We start from the raw sequence: 15,385 nt of genomic DNA, 5'->3' as shown, positions 1-15,385 counted from the left end.
GGTCATGCGCAGGGTCAAAGAAAAACCGCAAGGCAGGCGTGGATCAATTGGCAGAGGCGGATTTTGCCAATAGGTTCTGGGTGCGCCAGGAGATCAGCAATGAGGCCAGTACGCAGGCGGTGAACAGATACAGCCCCCATGCGGTTTCAATGCGGCCCAGCCCGATACCCTTGGTGAGTGTGATGTAAAGCGCGATCAGAAACACATCCGCCATCGCCAGTTTGCCGAGCACATGCAGCGCGGGCAGGCTGCGATCACTCAGCCATCCAAACTGCACCAGTGCGAGGCCTATCGTCTTGAGATATGGTGCAAAAAGCGCGAACACGGTCACCAGAAGCGCTAGAAAAATGTCGGACGCCCAAAGCGATTGCAGCCCCGTCAGAACCGAAATCTCACTCAGCGAAAACAGCGGCAGTAAACCTGCCCGCATCAAAGGGGCCGTCCATGCAATGGGGTAAAGGACCAGCAAGGACAAGTTGAGGAATTTCAAAAGTGCCATGGCAAAACAAACCCTTTGGCACTGTGGTCGCGCCCGTGATGTTATCCGATATAGGTACGATTGTACCGCGCCCCAAGCGAGGTCAGGATTTCATACCCGATGGTTCCGGCGAAACCGGCAACCGTATCAACGGATTGATGTTGCCCCAGCAGTTGCAATTGCGCTGGCGCGTGATCCAGCGCGGTAACGTCGATGGTCAACATGTCCATAGAAACACGCCCCACCACAGGCAATTTTTGCCCGTCGCAGGTAACAGTCGCGCTGCCGCCCATGGCGCGGATCAGCCCGTCGGCATAACCTGCGGCGACGGTCGCAATGCGGGTTGGCCGCTGCGCAACAAATGTATTGCCATAACCCACAGTTTCGCCCGGCTCCACGTCTCGGATTTGAATAACCGGCAGATCAAGCGTCACAACAGGGGCTGCATCTACAAAGGGCAGGCCACCATATAGGCCAACGCCGGGGCGGGTCAGATCAAAATGATAATCCCGGCCCAACAGGATACCGCCCGTGGCCGCGAGCGAGAGCGGCGCCTGAACCCCTTGGACCATCTCCTGGAAGCTGGCCAATTGCGCCGCATTCATCGGGTGATCCGGTTCGTCCGCGCAGGCCAGATGCGACATCACCAATCGCAAATCCTGTGCCTCTGCAATGTCGCGCAGGGCGGCCCATTCGGCGGGCTCCATGCCCAATCGGTTCATGCCGCTGTCCAGTTGCACGCCAAAATGATGTTGGGGCAAAGCTTCGACCTGCACCAGCAATTGATCCACCGAATTGATCATCGGCACCAGATCGGCCTGCTGCAACAGCGGCGCATCTCCGGGCATGTGACCCGACAGGATCAGGATCTCGGGGCCGGGGCCAAGCACGCGGCGCAGGGCTGCGCCTTCTTCGGTGGCTGCGACAAAGAACTGCCGCGCGCCAGCGGCGGCAAGGGCAGGGCCAACCTGTTCGATGCCAAGACCATAAGCGTCGGCCTTGATCACAGCTGCGGTGGCGCAATCTGTAAGGCGGTTCAGGGCTTGCCAGTTGCTTGCAATGGCAGAAAGGTCGATTGTGAGATGCGCAGTGGTCATGGGCATCTGCTGGCGCAAAACCTGCGGTGCGTCAAGCGATGGCAGGGCAAATACCGGCGAGCTACCGGTTCACCGCAGCATTTTCGCGTCAAGGTTATGCAAGCCGACCTCGCGTCAGGTAGTGCGCTGTGAGGTTTACAAAGACCGTACTGGCAAAGCACAGTTGACGGGAAAGGGGGCATTGAAGCCATGCTGCGACTGTCGATCATGTTCAAACATCCCGCGATCTGGATCATGGCGCTGGCCTGCGGGTTGGCGTTTGCCGCGATGATATTGGCCGCGCCAGCTTGGGTTTGGTGGTTGGTTCCTCTGGGCATCGGGGCGCAATTGTTGAATGAATACAACCTGCACCGCCATGTCTTTCACCTGGATCCGCCGCGCCGCCAATGGGCGTTTGATCTGCTTTATCAGGCGCATTACGGGCATCACGATTTTCCGACCAATCACGGGCTGTTCTTTGTCCCGATCTGGGTGGCGCTGCCTATGCTTGCGTTCAATTTCTTTGCGGTTTGGGGGATTGCAGCGGTCTTTGGGGCGGCGCATGCGATCTGGATTGCGGTTGCGATTGTGCCTGCGGGCGGGGTTTTGATGTTCATGGTGTATGAGTGGTTTCATTTGACCGCCCATCTCAACCTGCCCAAAACCGCCATTGAGCGGCACGTGACCAAGCTGCACAACCAGCATCATTTCCGCGACTTCAGCAAATGGTTCCACGTCAGCCCCGGCGGCGAGATTATCGACCGCGCCATGGGCACCGACATCGACCGTGAGGCGCTCAAATCGCAGCAGCGGATCGAGTTTATCCGCACGCTTGGCATGTCACCCGACGATCCGCGCCTTGTTGCGGCGCGGGTGCGGTTTGCCGGTAAATACGGGCTGAGCATGGCCGAAATAACGCAGGCGGCGCGGGTCTCGGCCTAGGCAAAAGCGCCGCAACGTCACCAAAGCATTCCTTGCTCTGTCCCTTTGGCGCTCTAAGCTGAAAGGGATATAGGGAGGACATCATGAACAGATCAACACCATTGGCGGCCCTTGCCGCCAGCGCCAGCCTGATCGGGAGCGCCAGCTTGGCCGAGAACCCCATCGACACACAATTGCCAAGCGCACCGGAACTGGCCGCTTACGGCGAGATGCCCGTGGGCGTGCGCCAGCTTGAGATGGTCAATGCGGACCAGATCAATATTTTGGCCATTGATCCGGCCGCGCCCAAGCCGGAAGAGATGCCGCGCTATGACCGGCCCTTGACGGTTGAGATGTGGTATCCGGCGGCGGCCGGGGCCAGCGGCGACACCACGCTCAAGGCGTTCTTGCGAGACGGCACCACCGAAGTGACCCTGACGGGCCGCGCTGTGCGCGATGCCGCGCCAGCGCAGTCAGACACGGCTTATCCGCTGGTGTTGATCAGTCATGGTTATCCGGGCAACCGGTTCCTGCTGTCCCATCTGGCGGAAAACATCGCGTCAAAGGGCTATGTCGTGGCCTCGATCGACCACACAGACAGCACTTACCGCACGCAAGCGGCATTTGGGTCCACATTGGTGAACCGGTCGCTGGATCAGTTGTTTGTGCTTGAAGAAATGGCACAGATGGCCGCAGAGGGCGGCGATTTTGCCGGACTCTATGACGCGGGCAACACCGGCTTGATCGGTTATTCCATGGGCGGTTATGGCGCGATCATCACGGCGGGCGGCGGTGTGACCGAAGCCTCTGTCGGCTATCCCTGGGGCGGGCCGCACGGCACGCTTGGCATCCACCTCGCGGGCAGTGACACCCATAACGCGCTGCCCGATGCGCGGATCAAAACCGCCGTGGCGTTCGGGCCATGGGGCATGAACACGGGGTTCTGGAACGCCGAAGGATTGGCAGGCGTACAGATCCCGATGATGTTTATCGCCGGATCACAGGATGACGTGTCGCTTTATGAAAACGGGGTGCGGGCGATCTGGGACAATGCCAGCAACGTGGACCGGGCTTTGCTGACTTATGTCAATGGCGGGCACAACTCTGGCGCGCCAATGCCTGCGCCGAAGGAAAGCTATTACTTTAATGAAAGTAAAGGCTTTGACATCTCCGAGCATTACACAGACCCGGTTTGGGATTCAGCGCGGATGAACAACATTGCGCAGCATTTCGTAACCGCCTGGCTGGATTCTCACCTGAAGGGCGATGCCGAAAAAGCCGCCTATTTGGAGCTGATCGAGGATTCAAATGCGGGCGTTTGGTCGATGAACGAAGACGGCACGGCCAAGGAAGACCACGGCTATTGGAAAGGTTTTGCCAAAGGCACGGCCAAGGGGCTGAATTATGAGGTCAAAAAGGCTGCTCAGTAAGTAATAACGGCGGGCTTGTCGGCCCGCCGTTCATTTCTGTTTGATGGATGCCAGTCCTTAAAACTGGTCAGGGCTTTGCTGCCAAGGCTTCGCAAGGTTACCGAAACGGGTGAATTCGCTTTCAAAGCTTAGCTCGACCGTGCCAATTGGGCCGTGACGCTGTTTGCCGATAATCACCTCGGCCTTGGCGTGCAGGCGGGCCATGCGTTCTTGCCATTCGGCCATTTCATCAAGCCGTTCTTCGCCGGGCTTTTCACGCTCGACGTAGTATTCTTCGCGGAACACAAACATCACAACGTCCGCATCCTGTTCGATAGACCCGGATTCCCGCAGATCTGAAAGCTGCGGACGCTTGTCTTCGCGGCTTTCCACCTGACGCGACAGCTGTGACAGGGCAATCACCGGAATATCCAGTTCCTTTGCGATGGCTTTGAGGCCCATGGAAATCTCACCAATTTCCTGCACCCGGTTTTCGGCCGTGCCGCGCACCAGCTGCAAATAGTCAACGATCAAGAGATCCAGCCCGTGGGTCCGCTTGAGCCGACGCGCCCGCGCAGAGAGCTGGGCAATCGGAATGGCAGCAGTATCATCAATGAAAAGCGGGCAGGCCTCCAGATCCTTGGCGGCGTTGACGAACCGGCGGAACTCGGTTTCGTCCATGTCGCCTTGCCTGATTTTGTGGCTGGAGATTTCTGACGCTTCCGCCAAAATCCTGCCCGCGAGCTGCTCGGCGCTCATCTCTAAGGAAAAGAACCCAACTACGCCGCCATCGACGGCCCCTTCGGTGCCATCGGGGCGTGTGCCCCGGCGGTAGGCCTTGGCGATGTTGAAGGCGATGTTGGTCGCCAGTGAGGTTTTGCCCATCGACGGACGACCCGCGAGGATCAAAAGGTCCGACTTGTGCAGCCCCCCCAATTTGCCGTCGAGATCATTCAGTTTGGTGGACAGGCCCGCAAGCCCGCCTTCACGCTGATAGGCGGCGTTTGCCACATTAACAGCGTCCGTTACCGCCTTGAGGAAGCTTTGAAAACCGCTTTCGGTTTGGCCTTGCTCGGCCAGTTTGTAAAGCTGCTGTTCGGCCTCGACAATCTGCTCGCGCGGCTCTGACGCGACATCAACCTGCGCGGCCTTGGCCGAAATATCGCGCCCCAGTTGGATCAGGTCGCGGCGCACGGCCAGATCATAGATCATCTGCGCATAATCGCGCACCGCAAAGGCAGAGATCGCAGCACCTGCAAGCCGGGCCAGATAGGCCGGCCCGCCCAATTCCTTGAGGCCTTCGTCGTCTTCCATGAAGGCCTTAAGCGTCACGGGCGAGGCAAGGTTGTTCTTGGCAATCCGGGCTGCGGCGATTTCAAAAATCCGGGCGTGGACGGGATCGTAAAAATGCTTGGGCGAAATCACCGAGGCCACACGATCATAGATGTCGTTGTTGGTCAGAATCGCACCCAGAAGCTGCTGCTCAGCCTCGATGGAATGCGGCATGGTTTCAGGGGCCTGCACAGCGATCTGGTTCGCGTTCAGCGATGTTATTTCGTTCATTGGTTTACCCCGTCTGTCCCGCTTCTGTCATAGACAGAGGTGCGGATTGGCGCAAATTGTATGTTTATGTGGATAAGTTGTGGAAGGCTTTGCGCACACTTCATCTTGCCCCGAAAGGGCCGATCACGTCAACATATTGTGGAATTTGGATCTCAGCCTTTTCGGGCGTCCTGCCATTCTTTTGGGGCGTTCAAAAACGCCTCAACTTCGGACAGGGTGCTTTCGTCAAAGGCGCCTTGCGCCTTGGCTTCGGCCAGAACGTCCCACCATGTGCAGAGGCTGTGCAGGGCAACACCGTGATCGCCAAGGGTCTTTTCGGTCTGCGGGAAAATCCCGTAGTAAAAGATCACCGCTGTGTGGGCGCAGGTCGCGCCGGTTTCGCGGATGGCATCGACAAAGCTCAGCTTTGATCCGCCGTCTGTGGTCAGATCCTCGACCAGCAGCACACGTTCACCTTCGCTCATTGCGCCTTCGATACGTGCATTGCGACCATAGCCTTTGGGCTTTTTGCGCACATAGGTCATTGGCAGCGCCATGCGTTCGGCAACCATGGCGGCAAAGGGAATACCTGCGGTTTCGCCGCCTGCGATGTTGTCAAACGCCTCAAAACCTGCGTTGCGCATCACGGTGACGGTAAGAAAGTCCATCAACGTGCTGCGGATGCGCGGATAGCTGATCAATTTCCGGCAATCGATGTAGGTCGGACTGGGCAGGCCGGAGGCCAGCGTAAACGGCTCATCCGCGTTGAAATGCACCGCCTTGATCTCAAGCAGCATCCGGGCGGTGAGACGGGCCATTTCTTCGGCAGTGGGGTAGCTGGAAGGGATCATGCGAGCGGTCCTTTGGTGGCAGGCTGGAAATGAAGGTTAGGCAACACGCCAATGCAGCGGCATATCGGGATCAAAGACGGTCACGGGGCCATCGGGCGTATCGATATGCGCCGGAAAGCTGGGGGTCTCGCGGATCAGGGTGATCTGGTCCTCATTCACGGGCAGGCCGTAGTAGGCAGGCCCGTTCAGCGATGCAAATGCCTCCAGCTGGTCAAGTTTACCTTCTTGTTCAAACACTTCAGCGAGGATCGACATGGTATTAGGCGCGGTGAAACAGCCCGCGCAGCCGCAGGGCAGCAGTTTGTTGGCGTCCGTGTGCGGGGCGCTGTCGGTGCCAAGGAAAAACCGTGAATCGCCGGATGTGGCGGCGGCCCGCAGAGCAAGGCGGTGGGTTTCGCGTTTGGCCACGGGCAGGCAGTAGTAATGCGGTTTGATACCCCCGGCGAGGATATGATTGCGGTTGATCACCAGATGGTGCGTGGTGATTGTCGCGGCGAGGTTCTGATCGGCGCTGCGTACATAATCAGCGGCGTCTTTGGTGGTGATATGTTCCATGATGACGCGCAGCGCCGGATGGTCCTTGCGGATCGGGTCCAGCACACGGTCGATGAACACGGCCTCGCGGTCAAAAATGTCCACGTCGCTGTTCGTCACTTCGCCATGGGTGCAGAGCGGCAGACCGATTTCAGCCATTTTTTCAAAGACTTTCGCAACCTTGCTAAAGTCACTGACACCGCTGGCGGAATTGGTTGTCGCCCCTGCGGGGTACAATTTCACAGCTTTGACCAGACCGCTGGCATGGGCGGCGGCCAGATCCTCGGGATCTGTATCTTCGGTGAGGTAGAGCGTCATCAAGGGCTCAAAATCACTGCCCTCGGGCAATGCGGCCATGATGCGTTGCTTGTAAGCGGCGGCATCGGCACCGGTCACAACCGGGGGCACCAGATTGGGCATGATGATGGCGCGGGCAAAGTGATTGGCGGTATGGGGCAGCACGGCGCGCAGCATATCGCCATCGCGCAGGTGCAGGTGCCAGTCATCGGGGCGGCGGAGTGTCAGGCTCTGTATCATGGCGCTTCGGCTAGCACAGAGCGTTTGGCGGGGCTAGCCTTGTTCTGCGGCTTTTTGCACTGGTTCCTCGTCATATTCGCGCAGCTTGTTGGCGAATTTGCGGGCGTTCATGCGGCCTGTCACATTGCGGCACAGCGCCAGAAGCATCGGAATGCGTTCTTCGGCTTCGAGGTGTTTCATCAGATTGCGCAGATATGGCCGATAGTCGCGGCGGGCGCGGTACATCTTGGCAAAGCGGCGCACGGTCAGCCGGTCGTCCGCTGCGGCGCACAGCAGCGCCTCCCATTGCTCCATCTCCAGCAGATCAGTTTGCAAGGCGCCGCCCATAAAGGGCATCCGCAGTTTGCGCACATTGGGGCGGGTAAAGAGGGCGGCATGAACCGCATCAAGCTGTTCGCGCGGGTCATACATCACATAGGCCTGTTCGGCAGCATCCAACATATCGGGAGCATAGCCATAGCGCGATGTGAAATCAGTGATCCGCATCTCGGTAAACCGGTTGTCCCATTCGGTCACCCGCGGGTCCAGCGTGGCTTGCGGCTGAATGGCCAAGACGCGGGCACCGGGGGCCGCGACAGAAAAGGCAGCGGCGGCATAACCGCAGGGGCCAGCGCCGTAAAACAAAATGGTCTCGAACTCATCAAACACGCCTTCGTCGATCAGGCGGTCAAAAAAACCGTAAACCTTGTTGTCGCGAAACCATGTGTCGCCATGGCTGATAATACTGAGGCTGGACCAATTGTGCTTGCGCGCCATGTCCCAGGCCAGTGGTTGGCCATAGTCAGACAGGGCGTGAATGCCTTGAATGGTCTCGAATGACACCACCAGAGTATCGCCCTTTTCGACATAGGCGGCAAAGTGGCGCTTGCCCAAAGGTTCGTAAAAACCTTCGTTTTCACAAATGCTTTCGATTGCACCAAGCCAGTCCCGCCGGGGCAGGTCAACCAGTGACGTCTGAAGTGTGGGCGTCTCGTTTGTCATTGCCACGTCCTCAATAGCATATCCGCGCTTATTTTGTGCGCATTTGTATGAGGATGTAGCGGCTCAATGCGGCGAAATTGCGGAAAATGCGTGTGAAAACAGTGAGGTTTAGTGGCGGTTTTGCGCCCTTCGTCCATAAGACATAAGGAATTTGGCGGTTTCAGACGAGACCGGTTCAGAGGCTGGCGTCATCACCAAACGGCCAAAAAGGGCGCGGTTCGGCTCTTCCAGCATCAGTGTTTCAAAGCGGTCTTTGCGCCATTGCACCGCCTGTTGGTGCAGCGGTCCCAGAAGGGGATCGGCGTGCAGTTCGGCCTGCAAAGTGTCGCGCCGGGGGGCCAATGCGGAGATGGAGGTGTCGGTTTCGCTGTTGAAGTTCCGTTCGACCCAATAGTCCATGCCCAAACGGTCATCGGCATGCACAGCGCGGCCACGATCCGCCTTGAGAATATAGCTCTCCATCGCGCCAAGGGGGTAATGGTTCAATTGCACCAGAGGTGTGTTGTCCTGCCGGAAGTCGGAAAAGATCCCCTTGGTGCGAAACCTGTCTTCTAACGCCTCTCCGCGCCCGCCGAACCATCGTGCCTCGCTCAGGCGGGTTTTGTCGGGGTCACGGGGCCGATGCACACCGGGTTTGCGGTAAATCCCATCATTGCGATAAAGCGTTTTGAACATCGCCGCCCGCCATGGCCAAGGCATCACCTTGGGGGCGCATTTGGTGAATGTCTCAGTCACCGACCGATCTGCGTAGCGGGCGATACCACCATTGCCGAACAACCGCCAGGTCAGTGTGATCGCCGTCGCCTCGGGCAGGGCGGTGTGCAGCGCGGCCAGCGTGTGATCGCCGCAGTGGATATTGACAAACTCGTCCACGTCCAGTGGCAAAATCCATTCGGCGCGTTTGACCAAGTCGAGTTTCGCAGCTTGTTTGAGTGCGGTAAACTGAATGCCGCCGCTGTCATAGGGGCCATCATTGCGGTGATGGGTCAACCAGCCGATGTCTTGCAATCGGTCCAGAATTTGATCGGTCCCATCGCCGCAATCATTTGAAAAGACGAGAAAATCGTCAAACCCACAGGCACGGTGATGCGCCAGCCATTCCAGCAGAAACGCGCCTTCGTTCTTGACGCAGAGAATGGCGAGATGGGTCACTTACCAATCCGTCCGGAACGCCAGCACCTTGCCGTGAGAGCCGCGATGATAATAGGCGAGGCCCGCATCCATAAAGGCGCGGAACACTTTGTTGATGCCCTCAGGGCCGATCCACTGTGGATGCGTTTCGATGATCGCGGCCCTGAGACCGGTCAGATCCAGCTGCGGGATCAAATCAACCTCGGCACCCTCAATATCGCAGATCAGCACGGTTGCGCCGATCTCTTTGAAAGTCGCTTTGGCATTTAGCACGTCCACCTTGACCGCGGGCGGGTCAACCTCGCCCTCTAGCACCTGCATGGATGAGCCGAGCATCGGCTCGCGCACGTAAAAATCCACCGATCCCTTGCGCGGACCAAGAATGGCGTTGGTCACATGGGCGTTGCTCACGTTATTGGCCGCATGAACCGACCGGATGTATGGGATCAAGTTCGGATTGGCCTCAAACACATGCACCGATTTGATCGCACGCTTGGTGGCCACCAGCGTGGACATATAGCCGATGCCGCCGCCCAATTCGACCACCACATCGCCCTCGCGGACCACGCGCAGGGCGGCTTCGGTTTCTTTCGCCTCATAGGAATTGCTGCGCAGCAGCCGGCGGATTTTGCCTTGCATGATCTCGGGGTGTTTTGGGAACTTCATCCCGCGAGACCGGATAAACCCTGTTTTTTCAGCGTCTTGCCCGTCCATGCTCAACTCTCCATATCCAGCGAAAGGGCATAGGCCACCCGTTCGGTTTCGTTCAGCTTGACCTCAAGCGCCTGGCGGTAAAGATCCTGAAACTCCGGCATCTGGTGCAATTCCCGCGCCTTCGCCTTGTGCCATTCAAAGCCGTCTTGATGGGCCTGCCGCAGAATGTCGTCCTTCATCAGATCGTCATATTCGGCCCGTACGCGGGGGATGTTGCGTTTGATGGTGATGTCGCGGAAATCGGACCAATCCATGCGGATCCAGTAGTTGATCCCGATGGACCGATCCACATGCAGGGCGCGGCCCCGTTGGCGTTTGATCAGGAAACTTTCGGCGGATCGCAGCGCATAATGGTTCAGCTGCAAAAGGTCGTATCCGATGTTGTTTTTCGAGGACCGCCAGCCGTTATGCGCGGCATCACGGGTCATGTCCTGACCTGATCCATTGACCCATTTAACTTTGTTTTCAAAGCTTTCGTCCAGCTTGTTGGGCCGGTGGCAAGAGATTTTGGCATAGGCGCCAATGTTGCGGAACATCGTTTTGAACCCCCAGACCGTATGCGGCTTGGGGCAGTATTTCGGCGCGCAGGCTTCAAACTGATCAATCACAAAGTCATCGTTCAACTGAGTGATCCCGTTGTGCCCAAACAGACGCCATGTCATCGCAATGTTGGTGGCATCAGGCACAGCGGCAAACAGATCATCCAAGGTGCCAATGCCGGTGCGCACGTTCATAAATTCGTCCACGTCGATGTGGATGATCCAATCCGCGTTTTGGATGACGGGCTCTTTCAGGGCTTGGTTCAGCGCGTATTGCTGCGGGGAATTGCCCTTCCAATTGTCGTTGTTGCGGTGCTGGATCACGCCCATATCCTGCAAGCGGCCCAGAACCTCATCCGTGCCATCGCTGCAATCATTGGTGTAGATCAAGAAGTTATCGACCCCGATGGCGCGGTGATAGGCGATCCATTCAACGATGTAGGGCGCTTCGTTCTTCATGCAGCCGACGATGACATTGCCACTGCTGCCGGGGGCCAGTTTGCGAGGCGGGGCGAGGGGATAGGCGGCGGCCAGCTCTTCCTCGTTGACCGCGCCAAGGTTGTTGTGCGGTTTGAATTGGGTGTTCAGGATCATCTCGTGGTTCAGCTTGACCCGATTGAGCAGACGCGCGTTGCTGGCCTGCTGCTCTGGCTCAGCCGCATCATCGGACAAAAGCGTGTCGAACTTTGCCGTGGCCTCCTTTGCCGCCGCCGCTTCGGCGCGTTTTTCGGCGACCGGGGTGCTGTTCTTGCGGATCTGATGGGCGTAGGCGGCGAGGTATTGTGTGGCGCGATATCCGTTGGTGGGGTCGGCCTCTTGCCAAGCCTCCGAGGGGGCATCGGGGGTCAACGCGCCCTTCAGATCAGGAAATGCTTTGATCAATTTGGCATTGCCTTTGGCAAAATGATCCGAGATCGCAAAGAGGCTGCCGGGATCTGTCGGCGGGCCGGGCACACGCAGGCCCATCCGCATCTGGTGCCACAGATCACGCGGGACAATGATATCCCTGGCTTGTGCATGGCGGATCAGCACATCGTTAAATTGCCGCATCCGGGTGAGCGAAGCCGCAGGTTCAGGATAGAACATCCGTTCTTCCAACATCTTGCCAAGGTTTGAGCCAAGGCCGAGCATATCCACCAGTTCGTCTGTGCAGGTTTCCGAACGGAGCGCCGCCAGATCAAGCGGGCGCAGTTGCACGTTATCTTTGCCAAAGGCCTGCGCCCAATGATCAAACAGCGCCGCATAATCCAGCCAATGCGGCGGGTGTTGCACATCGTCAAACAACCCGGCAAAGGCGTCCGGCCCTTGTCGCAGTGCCAAGGCGCCGGCCCACCATTCGGTATCTTGCGTCAGTTCCAACTCTTGCTGCAAGGAATGCCGCCGCCCATCCAAAACCGCTGTGATGTAATGCGCCGCCAAGGCCCGCGCTTGTTCCTCAACATGGGCAACGATCTGGATATCGTCGAAATTGGTGGCCAAAAGCCCATGCAAACGCTTGATTTCCAATGGGTCCGTCAGCAGAGATCCTAGCTGCGCCGCGCTGAATATCACGTGATCGGCAGGGGCGTCGGGCAGTTCCTTTTCAAACAGGGTCTGAAATTCATGCGCCATGGTCTGTTGCACCAAGGCGCTGTCCATCCCGCGTTTGTGGCGCAGCGAGGTGATATCGCCTGTCTCGGCGCAAGCGGCATAAAGCCGGACGTGGTTCCACTCAGGCGCCCAAATGCCCTGTTTCTCTAGCGCGGCGGCCTTTTGTTTGAACATCGCCCGAAATCGCGCGGCGGCTTTCTCATTGGGTCCGATCAGCAGTGTCAGACGCATCAGTTTGCCTCTCCCGCTTTGATCTTGCCGACATTGGCCTGTCCCCACCAAGGCAGTTCAATGCCCAGATAGGTGGCCAGTTTTACAGGCGCTTGGTCATCTTCAATGTCATAGGCGTGAAAATTGTCGCAGCCCTGAAAGACCCGATCACAAAAGGCGTAGTGCCCCTCCATCCAACGGGCAAGCTCCGCCTCGCTTTGGCCAAAGCCGCGCGGCAGGCCGGGGATATCAGCCTGTGGCAGCCGCCGTTTTCCCAGATTGTTCCAGCGCATCATGCTGTTGGCCGCTTTGGCCGGGTCGCGGCGGGTCAGCACAAATTTGACGCCGGGATGATGGCTTTGGATGGCGTTCAAAAGCCCCCAATCGGTTTGCGGCCACAAAGACCGATCCTCACGCACTGCTGACATTTCGTTGATGGCGTCAAATTCATCCAGCCGCGCCAAGGGATCGCCGCTGTCGAAATAATCGGAATAGATGATTTTGCCCAAGTGCTGGCGCGGAATGTCGCTGCGCGTGGATTGACCGGTGCGGATTTTCCAATCGGCGACCGTCAACCCGGCGGCCCGCAAGGCCTCGGTCAGGGTGGTGGTGCCGGTTTTGGGCAGGGCCAGATTGACAATGCGCAGGCGGGTCATGGCTTTGCCTCTTCGTCCAGTCCGATTTCTGCCCTGATCGCGGCCTCAGCGGCGCAAAACCTGCTGGCGTTGCGCAATTGGTCCTGCATGGCGCGGTAGCTGTCTTGCGCCAGCAATTCGTCCCGCTTGGCGCGGTGCAGGGTGACCGCCTCGTCATGCAAATCGGCGATGCCGGGCAGGGCTTTGAGGTGGTCCATCTCTTCGGTCAGCGCATCCTGGTAGCGCAGAATGCTATCGTCAAAGAACGCCCCGTCGTTGCGTTCGCGCCAATAGCTGTCGTCAAAGGCGCGGTGTTCGCGGTTCACATCACCCCGGTCGTTCTTGACCAGATAACTGTCGAGCGATCGTAGGGCGTAATGGTTCAACGTCGCAAACCGCCGGGCGCCATGGGCGGGAAAGGCGCGGATGCGGCGCTTGTTGGCGCGGCGGCGGAACGGGCCAGGCACCGGACGGCCCGCACCATCGGTCCAGCGCGGCCGCTCTTCCTTTGGCACGTCCTCGTCATGAAAGGGGCGGTGCGCGCCATAGTAGTCCAACGGGAAATCCCCGCGCACCAGACTTTTAACCTCAATCGCCGTATCCGCGCACCAGATGTCGGGATTATGACTGCGCAGGAACTGGGTGATCACCGGCTGATCCTCATAGGTCTCAACCCCATCATTGGCAAAGAATTGGAACGTGACCGAGATCGCCTGCGGATTGCCGCAAGCATGGATCAGCGCGGGGATCGTATGATCGCCCACATGGATGTTCAAAAACTCGTCCACATCCGCGACCCAGACCCAATCGGCCTTGCGGATCAACGGATGCCGCCGCGCCTTTTTCAACGCCTGCATCTGGTAATTGCGGTTGGTCGCCGGATTGGGTAGATGCGCGACGATCCCGTGATCCTCCAGCCGGTCCAGCAAACGGTCGGTCGCATCGGTGCAATCGTTGGAATAAAACAGAAAATCACTCACGCCGATCACACGGTGAAAGGCGATCCATTCCAGCAGGAACGGGCCTTCGTTTTTGACACAGGTCACAGCCGTGATGCGCATATCAGGCCGCACCACCCGCGATGGGGATGTAGAAAGTCTGTCTCATAGCCGCCTCTGGGCCGGGTGCGATATGCCCCGAAACCTCATATTATTCAAAGGCAAGTATGGCAGGGCGGCTGAATCGCGTCAATCTTTGCAGCAGCAGGCAGGCCGGGCGTGACATATCCGCCAGCACGGCTTGACGCTGCGCCGCCAAGATGCACCTTTGAAACAAAGGGAGCCATCATGCCAGACATATCCAGTATCGACGCTGTCCAGAAAATGCTGGACGATCAGGGCTATATCAGTGACCGGGCTTTGGGGACGGTGGTGTTTCTCAGCCTCTCGCTGGGCCGGCCGCTGTTTCTGGAAGGTGAGGCGGGCGTTGGTAAGACGGAGATCGCCAAAGCGCTGGCCGCTGGCCTGAACCGCCGCTTGATCCGCTTGCAATGTTATGAGGGGCTTGATGCCTCTTCGGCGGTCTATGAATGGAACTTTCCAACCCAGATGATCGCGATCCGCACCGCTGAGGCGGCAGGCGGTGCGGACAGCGCCGCGCTGAACACCCAGCTCTTTAGTGATGATTATCTGATCGAACGCCCTCTGCTTGAGGCGATGCGCCCGGATGAGAACGGCGCGCCGGTGCTGCTGATTGATGAGCTGGACCGCACCGATGCCCCGTTTGAGGCGTTCCTGCTCGAAGCGCTGAGCGATTTTCAGGTGACAATCCCCGAACTGGGCACGATCAAGGCGCCAGAGCCGCCGATCGTGATCCTGACCTCAAACCGCACCCGCGAGGTCCATGACGCCTTGAAACGGCGCTGCCTCTATCACTGGGTCGACTACCCCGGCTTTGAACGCGAGATGGACATCCTCGCCGCCCGCGCGCCCGAAGCATCAGAAGCGCTCAGCCGCGAGGTTGTCGCCTTTGTTCAACACTTGCGCACCGAGGATCTGTTCAAGAAACCGGGCGTGGCCGAAACCATCGACTGGGCCAAATGCCTGCTGGCTCTCGATGTGATCAGCCTCAGCCCCGAGGTGATTGCCGACACGCTGGGCGCAATCCTGAAATACCAGGACGACATCGCCAAACTGCAAGGGTCAGAAGCCAAACGCATCCTTGATCAGGCCAAGGCCACGTTGGAGGTGGCATGACCCCCTTTTTGGCCCAAAATACTCCGGAGGTTTGGAGGCAGA

General features: G+C 58.4%; 14 protein-coding genes. 3 read left to right on the top strand and 11 right to left on the bottom strand.

All coding sequences use genetic code 11. The annotated features are described in order from the left end of the window. Positions 1-43 precede the first annotated feature (43 nt). Both C8N31_RS04170 and alr read right to left on the bottom strand, forming a co-directional pair. Positions 44-499 carry a paraquat-inducible protein A gene (locus C8N31_RS04170; RefSeq protein ID WP_025048988.1) on the bottom strand — a complete coding sequence of 152 codons (456 nt, stop codon included), beginning with the start codon at positions 497-499 and terminating at the stop codon, positions 44-46. Positions 500-540: 41 nt separating this feature from the next. After that, positions 541-1,575, bottom strand: a complete 1,035-nt coding sequence (alr, locus tag C8N31_RS04165) for an alanine racemase (RefSeq protein ID WP_025048989.1) — start codon at positions 1,573-1,575, stop codon at positions 541-543. A 189-nt stretch (positions 1,576-1,764) separates the two neighbouring features. Between alr and C8N31_RS04160 the strand changes: the two genes are divergently transcribed. Both C8N31_RS04160 and C8N31_RS04155 read left to right on the top strand, forming a co-directional pair. Further along, positions 1,765-2,496, top strand: a complete 732-nt coding sequence (locus C8N31_RS04160; RefSeq protein ID WP_025048990.1) for a sterol desaturase family protein — start codon at positions 1,765-1,767, stop codon at positions 2,494-2,496. Positions 2,497-2,579: 83 nt separating this feature from the next. Then, a complete protein-coding gene (locus C8N31_RS04155; RefSeq protein WP_025048991.1) occupies positions 2,580-3,905 on the top strand; it encodes an alpha/beta hydrolase family protein in 1,326 nt (441 codons plus the stop codon). 57 nt (positions 3,906-3,962) lie between these two features. On the opposite strand, the gene C8N31_RS04150 is transcribed toward C8N31_RS04155, so the two are convergent. The 9 genes from C8N31_RS04150 to C8N31_RS04110 form a co-directional block, all read right to left on the bottom strand. Continuing rightward, the gene (locus C8N31_RS04150; RefSeq protein WP_025048992.1) at positions 3,963-5,447 is read right to left on the bottom strand and encodes a replicative DNA helicase; all 1,485 of its coding nucleotides are present in this window, start codon (positions 5,445-5,447) and stop codon (positions 3,963-3,965) included. A gap of 152 nt (positions 5,448-5,599) precedes the next feature. Beyond that, positions 5,600-6,277, bottom strand: a complete 678-nt coding sequence (locus C8N31_RS04145) for an orotate phosphoribosyltransferase (RefSeq protein ID WP_025048993.1) — start codon at positions 6,275-6,277, stop codon at positions 5,600-5,602. A 36-nt stretch (positions 6,278-6,313) separates the two neighbouring features. Continuing rightward, positions 6,314-7,348, bottom strand: coding sequence for a dihydroorotase (pyrC, locus tag C8N31_RS04140; protein ID WP_025048994.1), 1,035 nt, complete (start codon positions 7,346-7,348; stop codon positions 6,314-6,316). Positions 7,349-7,381: 33 nt separating this feature from the next. Beyond that, positions 7,382-8,329 carry a hypothetical protein gene (locus C8N31_RS04135; protein ID WP_025048995.1) on the bottom strand — a complete coding sequence of 316 codons (948 nt, stop codon included), beginning with the start codon at positions 8,327-8,329 and terminating at the stop codon, positions 7,382-7,384. 108 nt (positions 8,330-8,437) lie between these two features. Continuing rightward, positions 8,438-9,481, bottom strand: a complete 1,044-nt coding sequence (locus tag C8N31_RS04130; RefSeq protein ID WP_025048996.1) for a glycosyltransferase family 2 protein — start codon at positions 9,479-9,481, stop codon at positions 8,438-8,440. Continuing rightward, positions 9,482-10,174 (bottom strand): FkbM family methyltransferase, encoded by a 693-nt coding sequence (locus C8N31_RS04125; RefSeq protein ID WP_025048997.1) that lies wholly within the window; start codon positions 10,172-10,174, stop codon positions 9,482-9,484. A 2-nt stretch (positions 10,175-10,176) separates the two neighbouring features. After that, positions 10,177-12,534, bottom strand: coding sequence for a glycosyltransferase family 2 protein (locus tag C8N31_RS04120; RefSeq protein WP_025048998.1), 2,358 nt, complete (start codon positions 12,532-12,534; stop codon positions 10,177-10,179). Beyond that, positions 12,534-13,169, bottom strand: a complete 636-nt coding sequence (locus C8N31_RS04115) for a sulfotransferase (protein WP_025048999.1) — start codon at positions 13,167-13,169, stop codon at positions 12,534-12,536. Before C8N31_RS04115 ends, C8N31_RS04120 begins: the two co-directional genes overlap by 1 nt. Further along, positions 13,166-14,209, bottom strand: a complete 1,044-nt coding sequence (locus C8N31_RS04110) for a glycosyltransferase family 2 protein (protein WP_025049000.1) — start codon at positions 14,207-14,209, stop codon at positions 13,166-13,168. The genes C8N31_RS04115 and C8N31_RS04110 overlap by 4 nt, the downstream gene beginning before the upstream one ends. A 225-nt stretch (positions 14,210-14,434) precedes the next feature. Here C8N31_RS04110 and C8N31_RS04105 point away from each other — a divergent pair, with 225 nt between their 5' ends. Further along, positions 14,435-15,343, top strand: a complete 909-nt coding sequence (locus tag C8N31_RS04105) for an AAA family ATPase (RefSeq protein WP_025049001.1) — start codon at positions 14,435-14,437, stop codon at positions 15,341-15,343. Positions 15,344-15,385: the final 42 nt, after the last annotated feature.

It is taken from the genome of Sulfitobacter mediterraneus (assembly GCF_003054325.1).
GTDB classification, from domain to species: Bacteria; Pseudomonadota; Alphaproteobacteria; order Rhodobacterales; family Rhodobacteraceae; genus Sulfitobacter; species Sulfitobacter mediterraneus.
The sequence above is the reverse complement of the archived record's forward strand: the minus strand, read 5'-3'. Positions and strand labels throughout refer to the sequence as shown.